General features: G+C 74.0%; 12 protein-coding genes. 2 read left to right on the top strand and 10 right to left on the bottom strand.

Going from position 1 to position 11,071, the window contains the following annotated elements; genetic code table 11:
* The first annotated feature begins 314 nt into the window (after nt 1-314).
* Both GL263_RS13025 and GL263_RS13020 read left to right on the top strand, forming a co-directional pair.
* On the top strand, nt 315-1,535 hold the full coding sequence (locus GL263_RS13025; protein WP_182855836.1) for a cytochrome P450: 1,221 nt from the start codon (nt 315-317) through the stop codon (nt 1,533-1,535).
* 31 nt (nt 1,536-1,566) lie between these two features.
* The gene (locus GL263_RS13020; protein ID WP_182855835.1) at nt 1,567-2,412 is read left to right on the top strand and encodes an alpha/beta fold hydrolase; all 846 of its coding nucleotides are present in this window, start codon (nt 1,567-1,569) and stop codon (nt 2,410-2,412) included.
* 74 nt (nt 2,413-2,486) lie between these two features.
* Here the strand turns inward: GL263_RS13020 and GL263_RS13015 are convergent, their stop codons facing one another.
* From GL263_RS13015 to GL263_RS12970, 10 genes are all read right to left on the bottom strand, one after another.
* Nucleotides 2,487-2,924, bottom strand: coding sequence for a hypothetical protein (locus GL263_RS13015; RefSeq protein WP_182855834.1), 438 nt, complete (start codon nt 2,922-2,924; stop codon nt 2,487-2,489).
* A 208-nt stretch (nt 2,925-3,132) separates the two neighbouring features.
* Nucleotides 3,133-4,362: a beta-ketoacyl-[acyl-carrier-protein] synthase family protein gene (locus GL263_RS13010; protein ID WP_182855833.1), complete on the bottom strand. Its 1,230-nt coding sequence runs from the start codon at nt 4,360-4,362 to the stop codon at nt 3,133-3,135.
* The gene (locus tag GL263_RS13005; RefSeq protein ID WP_182855832.1) at nt 4,362-4,592 is read right to left on the bottom strand and encodes an acyl carrier protein; all 231 of its coding nucleotides are present in this window, start codon (nt 4,590-4,592) and stop codon (nt 4,362-4,364) included. Before GL263_RS13005 ends, GL263_RS13010 begins: the two co-directional genes overlap by 1 nt.
* A gap of 60 nt (nt 4,593-4,652) precedes the next feature.
* On the bottom strand, nt 4,653-5,708 hold the full coding sequence (locus tag GL263_RS13000) for a beta-ketoacyl-ACP synthase III (protein WP_182855831.1): 1,056 nt from the start codon (nt 5,706-5,708) through the stop codon (nt 4,653-4,655).
* 7 nt (nt 5,709-5,715) lie between these two features.
* Nucleotides 5,716-6,714 carry a ferritin family protein gene (locus GL263_RS12995; RefSeq protein WP_182855830.1) on the bottom strand — a complete coding sequence of 333 codons (999 nt, stop codon included), beginning with the start codon at nt 6,712-6,714 and terminating at the stop codon, nt 5,716-5,718.
* Nucleotides 6,711-7,361, bottom strand: a complete 651-nt coding sequence (locus GL263_RS12990; RefSeq protein WP_182855829.1) for a flavin reductase family protein — start codon at nt 7,359-7,361, stop codon at nt 6,711-6,713. Before GL263_RS12990 ends, GL263_RS12995 begins: the two co-directional genes overlap by 4 nt.
* Nucleotides 7,358-7,969 (bottom strand): hypothetical protein, encoded by a 612-nt coding sequence (locus tag GL263_RS12985; protein WP_182855828.1) that lies wholly within the window; start codon nt 7,967-7,969, stop codon nt 7,358-7,360. The genes GL263_RS12990 and GL263_RS12985 overlap by 4 nt, the downstream gene beginning before the upstream one ends.
* A 3-nt stretch (nt 7,970-7,972) precedes the next feature.
* A complete protein-coding gene (locus GL263_RS12980; protein WP_182855827.1) occupies nt 7,973-8,470 on the bottom strand; it encodes a type II toxin-antitoxin system RatA family toxin in 498 nt (165 codons plus the stop codon).
* 5 nt (nt 8,471-8,475) lie between these two features.
* Nucleotides 8,476-9,837 (bottom strand): aspartate aminotransferase family protein, encoded by a 1,362-nt coding sequence (locus tag GL263_RS12975; RefSeq protein WP_182855837.1) that lies wholly within the window; start codon nt 9,835-9,837, stop codon nt 8,476-8,478.
* A gap of 22 nt (nt 9,838-9,859) precedes the next feature.
* Nucleotides 9,860-11,071, bottom strand: a 1,212-nt coding sequence (locus tag GL263_RS12970) for an acyl-CoA dehydrogenase family protein (protein WP_323379374.1), incomplete at its 5' end; no start/stop codon positions are given.

Here is an 11,071-nt window from a genome sequence, read left to right as displayed (position 1 = left end):
GCCGTACCCCGCGCCCCGCCCGCCCCTGCAGAAGGGGCCGGCGGGGCGCGGTCATCGGGGGTCTCGGGGCACGGCCGGCCCGCGGGTCAGCGGCGGGTCAGACCGGCGTCAGGCGCGGTGCGCACAGTACGCGTGGGCGCCCTCGGCCCGGCCCACCCGCCGGGCCGGGGCCCCACCGCACGATGCCGCAACCGGCAGCGTCCCCACCGTCGCGACGGCCCGGCACGCGCAACACCGCCGCGCCCCGCCGGGGAAGCGGCCGGTCACGGCACTGACGCACCCGCCACCCCCGGATCAGCCGAAGGAGCGTCCCGATGCCGGACAACCAACCGCTGGACAGCCAGGAGAAGGTGCTCGACTGGCCCTTCAAGCGGACCTGCCCGATGAGCGTGCCGCCGGAGCTGGCCGAGCTGCGCGCGCAGCCGCCGTGCGCGGTACGCATACCCGAGGGCGCCGTACCGGCGCGGCGGGCCTGGCTGGTGACCCGGCACGCCGACGTGAGACAGGCGCTGATGGACCCGCGGATGAGCGCCGACGAGGGGTTGGAGGGCGCGCCGGTGCGCATCCAGCTGCCGCCGGGCGAACGCCCCAGCTCCTTCCTGCGGATGGACCCGCCCGAGCACGGGCGGCTGCGCACCCTGATCACCTCCGAGTTCACCGCCCGGCGCGTGCGGACGCTCGCCCCGGGCATCCAGCAGCTCGTCGACGAACTCCTGGACGGGCTGGCCGTCCAGGACCGGCCGGCCGACCTGTGCGAGAACTTCTCCACCCGGCTGCCGACCCTGGTGATCGCCCGGCTGCTGGGCGTGCCCGCGGAGCGGTCGCACGAGTTCGTCCACCTCACCCGCGTGACCATCGGCCAGGGTGACCCCGAGCGCTCCTACCACGCCTACCTCGAACTGACCGGCATCCTGGCCGGCCTCGTCGAGGACAAGCGGCACGAGCCCGCCGACGACATCATGAGCAAGCTCGCCGGCCATGTGAACGACGGCCGGATCACCGTCTCCGAGGCGATGGGCATCAGCACCCTCGTGCTGGTCGCCGGCCACGAGACCACCACCAACCAGATCGCGCTGAGCACCCTGAGCCTGCTGCTGGACGACGGGCTGCGCGAGGAGGTGCTGGCCGACGACGGCAAGCTGCTGCCGCAGTACATCGAGGAGTCGATGCGCTACTGGTCCATCTCGCAGGACGCCATCCTGCGGATGTGCCTGGAGGACATGGAACTCGGCGGCGTGCGGATGGCGAAGGGCGACGCCGTGGTCATCTCCATCCCCGGCGGCAACTGGGACGAGAACGTCTTCCCCGACCCCGGCCGGCTCGACGTGCACCGCGACACCAGCGAGCACCTCCAGTGGGGCATCGGACCGCACTACTGCCTGGGCGCGCCGCTGGCCCGCCTGGAGATCGAGCTGGCGCTGCGCTCGCTGTTCACGCGCTTCCCCGGGCTGCGGCTGGCCTGCGCCCGCGAGGACATCCCCTTCCGTCGCGAGACGGTCTTCTACGGCCTGCACGGCCTCCCGGTGACCTGGTGAGAGAGGACAACCTGGTGAGAGAGGACAAGAGATGACCGATCAGCACACCCCGGCCGTCGTGGCCGGCGACGGCACCCGGCTGCACGTGCAGGACTGGGGGAGCGGCCCGCCCGTCGTGCTGCTCGCCACCGCCATGCTCGACTCCCGCCAGTGGGAGCACCAGGCGGGCCCGCTGGCCGCCGCCGGGCTGCGCACGGTGGCCGTCGACCGCCGCGGCTGCGGCCGCTCGGACCGCCCCTGGGACGGCTACGACTTCGACACCCTCGCCGACGACCTCGCCGCGGTGCTGGACGCCCTGGACCTGCGGGACGTCACGCTCGTCGGCTACGCGATGGGCGGCGGTGAGGCGGTCCGCTACCTCACCAGGCACGGTTCGCACCGGGTGGGCCGGCTGGTGCTCGCCGCGTCGACCACACCGTTCCTCTCCCAGGCCGACGACAACCCGCACGGTCTCACCCCGGCCGACTACGAGCCCGTGCTCGCCGCGATGCGCGCCGACCGGGCGCGGTTCCTGGCCGAGCTGACCGTGCCGTTCTTCGGCGGCCCGGCGGCAGACGCGGACAGCGTGCCGGTCTCCGCCGAACTCCGCGCGCACTACGCGCGGATGGCGCTGGACACCTCGCCGCACGCCGCCGAGGCGCTGTACCGGGCGCTGCTGACCGAGGACTTCCGCGCCGAGCTGCCCAAGGTGGACGTGCCGGCGCTGGTGGTCCACGGCGACGCCGACGTCGGCAGCCCGTTCGCGCTGTGCGGGCCGCCCACCGCCGAACTGCTGCCGGACGCCCGCCTGGAGGTCTACGAGGGCGCGGCGCACGGCCTGTTCGTCACCCACGCCGAACGCCTCACCCGCGACCTGCGGGAGTTCGTCCGGAGCTGACCTCGGGCAACGCGGAAGGGGCGGTACCGGGAGACCGGTACCGCCCCTTCGTCGACGGGTGCCGCGGTGGGCGTTCAGCGACCGCCCGCCTCGCGCATCTTCTTCAGCGAGACGTGCTGGAGAGCGGCGAACGCGCCCACCACGAGGGCCTGCGCCGGAATCCAGAACGTGCCGACCGCGCTCGGTTCGAGCCACAGCAGCAGCGCGGCGATGCTCGCCACCGCCCACAGCGCGTTGGCGTCGATGACCAGCTTGGTGCCGGTGACCGGCGGCACGGGCCGGGCCGCCAGGGCGCCGACGAAGACGCCGTAGGCCAGCAGGAACACGCCGATCCCGACGAGGAAGCCGGAGTTCAGGCCCAGCAGCTCGCCGACCGGGCCGGACAGGGCCAGGTAGATCAGGCCGTTGCCGCCGGTGACGACGGCGTCGAGGGTGAGGAACATGCGCAGCGGACGGGCCGCCTCGGGCGTGGCGGTCGCCGTCGCGCCGGTGGTCGGGCTGTAGGTGGTCATGGGGAGTCTCCCGTTTTCTCTCTGGTTCGGGGTGTGGTGCCGGTCGGAGTGCGGTGCGGTTCGGGGTGCGGTGCGGTTCGGGGTGGCGCGTGTGAGTAGCGCTGGGTACAGGTGTCTTGACGCAGCGTCGCAGGGGTGGTTGACCACCTCCTGACCGGTCGCTGACGGCCCGCTGACACCGCGCGGCCCGAGGGTGCGTCGTCCGGGCTCAGGGCGCGGCGGCGACCAGGACGGCGTTCTGGCCGCCGAAGCCGAAGGAGTTGCTGAGCGCGAACTCCGCGTCCAGCGGCTCCTCCCGGGCGCAGACGTTGATGTCGATCCGGTCGTCGAGGCGGGTGAGGTTGGCGGTGGGCGGCACCGTGCCGTGCTTCAGCGCCAGCAGGGTGTAGATCGCCTCGATCGCACCGGAGGCGCCGAGCAGGTGCCCGGTCACGCCCTTGGTGGAGGTGACCTTCGGGTCGTGCGGCAGCACCCGTTTGATCATGCGGCCCTCCACCAGGTCGTTGAGCGGGGTGGCGGTGCCGTGCGCGTTGACGTGGCCGATCGCCGACGGACCGAGGCCGGCGTCGGCCAGCGCCGCCCGCACGGCGGCCTCCGTGCCGCGGCCGTCGGCGCGCGGCTTGGTCATGTGGTGGGCGTCGGCGCTGGCGCCGTAGCCGACGATCCGGCCGTGCACGGCGGCGCCGCGCGCCCGGGCGTCGGCGGCGCGTTCCATGACCAGCACGCCGGCGCCCTCCCCGGCGACAAAGCCGTCCCGGTCGGCGTCGAACGGCCGGGAGGCCGCCGCCGGGTCGTCCTGCCGCCGGGACAGCGCGCCCATCTGCGCGAAGCCCGACATGAGCAGCGGCGTCAGCATGGCCTCGCTGCCGCCGGTGAGCACGACGTCGCAGCGGTCGGCGGCGAGCAGGTCGCGGGCGGTGCCGATGGCGGTCGCGCCGGAGGCGCAGGCCGTGGCGACCACCAGGTTCGGCCCCGTGCAGCCGTACTCGATGGCAAGCTGCCCGGCGAGCATGTTGGGCAGCTGCATCGGCAGCAGCAGTGGGGAGACCCAGCGGCCGCCCTCCTCCAGCATCACGCGGTGCTGGGCCTCCACGGTGCCCGGGCCGCCGTCGGCGGTGCCCAGGACGACGCCCACCCGGGCGCCGTCCCAGGTGGCCGGGTCGAGTCCGGCGTCGGACAGCGCCTCGGCGGCGGCGACGAGCGCGAAGTGGACAAACGGGTCCAGTCGCAGCGCGCGCCGCTCGCCGAGCAACCGGCCGGCGTCGAACCCGGTCACACGGCAGGCCAGTCGGACCGGACTCGGGTCCAGGGACGGGTCGACCGCCGCGCGGGAGGCACCCGCGCGGACGGCCGACCAGTTCTCCTTCGTGCCCACCCCGGCGGGGGTGACCATGCCCAGTCCGGTGACGGCCGCCTCGAATCCGGGGGTGGCAGCCATCAGACCCTGGCACTCCGCTCGTCCATCAGCCGGACGATGTCGCCCACCGTCTCGGCCTCGGTCAGTTCGTCGTCGCTGACCTCGATGCCCAGCTCCTTCTGGAGGACAAGGGACAGCTCGACGATCGCCAGCGAGTCCAGGTCGATCTCCTCGGGGGTGGCCTCGGCGGTGATGAGGTCCGGGCTGACCTTGAGCTTGTCGACCAGGATGTCCTTGAGGGTGTCGAACACGGCGTTCTCCTATCGGTGGGGTGCGATGCGGTTCGGGGGTCTCGGGTGCGCGCGGCCCGGTCAGCCGGGCAGGTCGGGCCAGACCAGGGCGGTGGCGCCCCAGGCGAGGCCCGCGCCGAAGGCGGTCAGCAGCAGCCGGTCACCGGCGGCCAACCGGCCGCCGGACACCGACGGCAGGCCCTCCTGCGCCTGGGCGAGCAGCAGCGGGATGCTGGCCCCGCCGGTGTTGCCGACGTGGGCGATGTTCGACAGCAGCCGGTCCTCGGCCAGCTCCAGTTCGTCCGCGACGGCCGCGAGGATGCGGGCGTTCGCCTGGTGTGCGACGACCCGGTCCACGTCCGCCAGCCGCCAGCCGGCGTCGGCGACCGCCGCCCGGGAGGCCGCCGACATGTGGCCGACGGCCTGCCGGAACGTCTCGCGGCCGCGCATCTGGAAGTAGTGGTCGCGTTCCGGCGCCGGACGGCCGGTGGAGCGCTGCCGGGAGCCGCCGGCCGGCACCTGGATCAGCTCCGCCTGCTCGCCGTCGCTGCCCAGCACCACCCGGCCGAGCGCGCCCGGCTCGTCCGGCTCGCCCGCGCGCAGCACCACCGCGCCCGCGCCGTCGGCGAAGATCACCGCCGTGCCGCGGTCGGCCGGGTCGATGATCGTGGTGAACGCGTCCGCCGCGACCACCAGCACCCGGCGCGCGGTGCCGGCGGCGATCAGGCCCTGCCCGGCGGCGAGCGCGTACAGGAAGCCGGTGCACACCGCCGAGACGTCGAACGCCGCCGCGCCGGTCAGGCCGAGCCGGTGCGCCACCTCGGGCGCGGTGCCCGGGCACGGCCGGTCGGGTGTGGTGGTGGCCAGCACCACGGCGTCGGCGTCCCCCTCACCGGAGGACTTCAGCGCCAACCGGCCGGCCTCCACCGCCAGATCGGAGGTGGCGTCGCCGGGGTTGATCATCCGCCGCTCCCGGATGCCGGTCCGGGAGCGGATCCACTCGTCCGAGGTGTCCAGCCGCCGGCTCAGCTCGGCGTTGGTCACCTCCCTCGGCGGCACCCAGCCGCCCACCCCGCACAGCACGGCCGCGGGCGCGGGCGGGCGGGCCGGTGCCGCCGGTCGACGGGCCGCCGTCACGGCGCCCTCAGCCCTTCCCGGACAGGATGCCGACGGCGTCCTCAAGACCCATGTAGGCCATGCGGACCTCGGCCATCTCGTCCGTCCAGCGCTCGGCGGTGTCGTAGCGCTCCTCGGGTGTGGTGTCGAGCATGCGGCGGCCGGGCCACAGCTCGTAGTCGCCGACCACGTCCGCGTGCTGCTCCATGCCCTGCTGGAACAGCTCCTCGCGGTGGATCACGAACTCCCGGTCGGGGACCTCGTCCCACAGCTTGCGGCCGGCGTGCAGGATCTCCAGCAGCCGGGGCCGGTACTCGGGGTGGGCGACCAGGTGGTCGCGCAGGATCGAGCTGCCGACGGCCAGGTGCCGGATCTCGTCGATGGCGGCCGTCCTGGACAGCTCGGCGGCGGCCGGGTCGAGCCGGTCCCACTTGCGTTCGCTCAGCTCGGCCGCCGGCGCCAGCACGCCCTCGATGACGATGGTGAAGACGGCCACGCCGCCGGCGAAGTCGCCCTGGTCGCGGACGATGTCGAGGGTGAACGCCTCCACCGGGTCCAGCACGCGGCGGCGGTAGTCGGCGGACATCGCGGCGATGTCGGCGACCAACGTGTCGCGGGGCATGCCCAGTTCGGCGAGGTGGTTGCGGAAGACCCGGGCGTGGCGGGCCTCGTCGATCATCTGGGTGGCGTAGAACTCCAGCTCCGGCACGCCGGGCGCGCGGTCCACGTAGTGGGCGAGCAGCCGGGTGGCGATCTCCTCGGCCAGCGAGCGGTAGCCGAGTTCCAGCACCATCGCCTCACGCAGCGGGCCCGGCTTCTTCATGAAGTCCGGAACGACCGCGTCGGCGGTGTGCCCGGTGGCGCCGCGGCCGCGCAGTGTGCCCTGCGCGACCTCGGTGAACCAGTAGGCCAGGTCGCAGCGTTCGGCGGTCAGCTCCAGCGTCTTCGCGCCGTCGAGCAGGCCGGGCGCGGTGTCGAAGTCGGCCTCGTCCGCGATGGCGGTCGTCGGGCCTGTGGTCGCAGTCATCGGGTGGAACCTCTCTCACCTTCGAAGTCGCTTGTGATGCCGCCCGGTTGACCGCCGGGCGGGCTGTCCGGGTCGCCGCCCGGCGCGTCGTGCGGGGACTCGCGCGGCGGGGGCTCGCGCAGCACGGGGGCGTGCAGCCCGCCGGCGTAGCTCAGCAGCGGCTCGCCGCCCCACGCGGAGGCGTCGACGACCCGGCCGAGCAGCACCTCGTGGTCGCCGACCGGGACACAGCCGGCGAGCCGGCAGGACAGGTGCGCGACCGCGCCGCCGAGCAGCGGCGCGCCGCCGTCGGTGTGGTCGCCACCCGGCCACCAGTCCAGCCCGTCGAACTGGGCCGGGCCCTTCGGTCGGGCGGAGTCCGCGAACCACCTGGCCAGCGCCGCCTGCTCAGAACTCAGCACGTTGACCGCGAACCGGCCCTCGTGCTGGGCGAGTTCGGCCAGCACCGAGCCGGGCCGCAGGCAGACCCCGACGATCAGCGGGTCCCGGGAGACGGAGGTCAGGGTGGAGACCGTCGTGCCGTGCAGCCGCTCCCCGGACCGGGCGGTGAGCACCGCCACGCCCGAGGCGATCGACCGCAGCACGGCGTTCCTGCGGGACCGCCGTGCCGCCGCCGGCCGGGGCGGGGCGGCGGCCGGGGCGCTCATCGTTCCGCCCCGCCGGGCGCGGCCGCGGGCACCGCGACCGGCCGTTCCGCCGCCGACACGCTCTCGTCCGCGGGCGGGACGCTCCCGGTGTCCGGCGCCTCGGCGGGGACGGTCGCCCCGTCGAGCGGCGCGGGCAGCGGGTCTGGGGCGACGGGGCCGCTGCCGGAGCGGGCCGCGACCTCCTTCAGCAGCTGCTCGTACCGGGGGTCGACCACCGGCTCGAAGTGCAGCCCGAACGGCTTGTAGAAGTTGCCGAACAGGCCGCGGTCGCCGAACAGGTGCCACGGGATCGCCAGCAGCGCCCACTCGGGCCCGACGAACAGGCACCAGGCGCCGATCACCGCGGCCTGCGTGATCAGGCTGTGCATCGTGTTGTACAGGACGTAGTACGCCTTGTGGATCTGTTTCGTCTTGCTGCGGTGGAAGGCGATGGCGCCCGGGATGTAGCCGATGACGTCGATGTAGAGGAACAGCGCGATCGCCACCGGCCAGCGGATCTCGTCCAGGTGCGCGACGGCGAATCCGGTGGTGACGGCGAACGCGACCAGGTACTCGGCGCGGTGCAGCCGGGCCGTGACGGGGGTGTCGAAGACGTTCCGCTGGTCCACGGCTCAGCCCTCCGTGGTGGTGGCGGCCTGCACCAGCGGCTCGGACAGGTCCATCTCCTCGGCCAGCTCGACCCGCTCGAACATCCCGGTCACCGCCCAGGCCACGGTCTCCTTGATGACCCGCTCGGCGATCGGGTCGAGGATGCCCTCGAGGCTCGGGATGCCGAAGTCGAAGTCGCAGGTGAAGCGCACCGACACGTCGGTGCCGCGCTGCTCGATCCGCCACGCCCCGGAGAACTCGTCGAAGTCCCCCTCGGACTGGGTGAAGTCGACCCGCAGCCGCTCCCGGTCGAAGACCTCGTCCTCCGTCCACCGCAGCAGTCCGCTGCGGAAGTGCAGTGCCCAGCTGGAGCTGCCGCGCGGGTCGGGCAGCGTCGCGTGCACGGTCGTCTCCTGTACGTGCGGGGCGAGTTCGGGGTAGCGGTCCCAGCGGACCACCCCGTCGAACACGTCCTCGGCGCGCGCGTCGCGCACCACAGCCTCGAGTTCCACCTGGCGCATCGCGCTCACCTCACGCTTTCCGGCATCGTGGCCCGACCGGAGACCAGGTCCCGGCAGGCCTTCTCGAAGGAGTCGAGCAGGTACTCCACGTCGCTGTCGGTGAGCACCGCCGGCGGCGTGAACCGCACGACGGCGCTGCCGTTCATCGAGTGGTTGGCGACGACTCCGTTGTTGAACAGTTCGATCAGCAGCTCGCCGGCGAGTCCGGCCTCGACCAGCTCGACGCCGATCAGCAGGCCCTGCCCGCGCACGTCCACGACCAGGTCGGGGATGGTGCGTTCGGCGATCTCCCGGACGCGCGGCAGCAGCGCCGCGCCCAGGTCCATGGCCCGGGTGGTGAGGCGTTCCTCCTTCACCGCCCGGATCGCGCCCCGCACGGCCGCCATCAGCAGCGGCTGCCCGGAGAACGTCGAGGTGTGCACGTACGGGTCCTTGTCGAAGGGCCGGAACGCGTCCCGGGTGGCGACCGCCGCCGACACCGGGACGACGCCGCCGCCCAGCGCCTTGCCGGTCAGCAGCACGTCCGGCTTCACGCCCTCCAGGTCCGCGCCCCACCACTCGCCGAGCCGGCCCATGCCGGACTGCACCTCGTCGAGGATGAGGAACCCGCCGTGCTCGCGCACCAGTTCCTCGACCTTGCGCAGGTAGCCGCGCGGCGGGATGATCACGCCGCCCTCGCCCTGCACCGGCTCGACGATGACGCAGCACTCACCCGGATGAGCGACCAGCTCCCGCTCCAGCGCCTCCGCGTCGCCGAACGGCAGGTGCGTGGCGTCCGGCAGCAGCGGGCGGAACGGCTTCTGGTAGACCTCCTTGGCGGTCGCGGTCAGCGCGCCCATCGTCTTGCCGTGGTAGCCGCGCTCCATGGAGACGATGCGGCGGCGGCCGTGCGCGCGGGCCAGCTTCAGGCCCGTCTCCACGGCCTCGGCGCCGGACAGCGCGAAGTGCACCCGGTCCAGGCCCTCGGGCATCGTGGACACCAGGGCCTCCGCCGCGTGCGCCACGGTCGGTTCCAGCAGGATGCGGGTCGCGGTCGGGTGGGTGGTCAGCTGGCGCTGGACCTCCTCCATCACGATCGGGTGGCGGGCGCCCATCAGGTAGACGCCGTAGCCGCCGACGTTGAGGAAGCGTTCGCCGTCGCTGGTCCACAGCCAGGCGCCCTCGGAGGCGACCTCCATGTGGCTGCCGAACAGCTCGGCGAGGGTGGCGCGGCCCTTGCTCAGGTGCGCCCGGTACAGCCGCAGCACCTCCTGCTCGCCGTGGTCGCCGTGGTCGCCGCCGGGAGTCGCGCCGACGGTGACCGGGGGAGCGGAGTGCGGGGTGAGCGGCCGTGGACCGGAGACGGTGGCCGGGCCCGGTGAGGTCATGGTCACTGGAGTGGCTCCTTCGTCAGGAAAGCTGGAGGGGCTCGCCGCCGAAGTACGCGAGCAGCGGCTCGGCCGCCGCCGCGCGGGACGGCGGGTGGAAGGCGAGCGGGCGTACCGAGCGGGCGAGCCGCGCGTGGTCGGAGGAGTGGATGAAGTCCATGCCGCCGAGCAGTTCGAGGGCCTGGTCGGCGGCCCGCGCCATGGCCTCCTGCGCGGCGAACCGGGCCACCAGGACGGCCGAGACGGCCTCGTCGCCGGACAGCCCGTCCCGCACCGCGCGGGCGGCGCCCTCCAGCAGCGCGTACGCCGCCTCGGAACGCACCGCGAGCGCGGCCCGGTCGGTCACCGAGCCGCGGGCGCGGCCCAGCACCTCGTCCACCAGGGCGGCGGTGGCGCCCGCGTAGCAGGCGGAGATGATCAGCTCGAACCAGACGAAGCCGGCGGTCTGGAGGTCGTCCAGCCGGCTCGGGTCGTCCGGCGTGGTGCGCACGACCATGTCCTCCGGCACGTGCACGTCGGTCAGCCGCACCTCGTCGCTCTCGGCCGCCGCGAGCACGTCGTTGCCCCAGAACGGGTGGACGGTGAGGCCCGGGCTGCCGGCCGGGACCAGCGCCAGCGCCAGCTCCCGGCGGCCGTCCGCGCCGGGCACGGCGGTGCTCGCGGTCAGCAGGTCCATCGAGGACGCGAGGCTGCACGGCTTCTTCGAACCGTTCAGCAGGAAGCCGCCCCGCGGCGCGGGCGCGGCGGTGACGGCCGGGTTGAGGATGTTCTGCTCGGTGCGGCCCTCGGACCAGCCTGAGGCCATCAGCACCCGGTCCGGGACGATCGACGCCAGCAGCCGGCGCTGCGGCTCGGTGAGCCGGCCGACGGTCTCCGCCAGGGAGAACAGCATCGCGGCGGTGAAGTGGTGCATCGCGGTACCGGCGGCCAGCGACGGCGAGTAGGAGCCGAGCGCCCGGGTGACGCGGACCGCCTCCACCGGGTCGGCGCCGTGCCCGCCGTGCTCGGTCGGCACGAGCAGACCGATGCCGCCGTGGGTGCGGAAGAGGTCGACGACCGGGCTGCCCGGCCGTTCGCGTTCCGCGTAGGGGATGTCGGCCAGCGCCTTGCACAGGCCGGGATGGACGCGTTCGCAGGTGTCGCGCGCGGTGTCCAGGGAGCGCATCGTCGGGGAACCTTCCGTCGGGTGGAGGGGCGGCGGCCGGTGGGGGCGACCGCCGCCCTGGCGTGGGAC

Origin of the sequence: Streptomyces durbertensis (assembly GCF_014156695.1) — a bacterium.
Classification (GTDB): domain Bacteria; phylum Actinomycetota; class Actinomycetes; order Streptomycetales; family Streptomycetaceae; genus Streptomyces; species Streptomyces durbertensis.
Note: the sequence above shows the minus strand (reverse complement) of the source record. Positions and strands in the feature narration are given on the sequence as shown.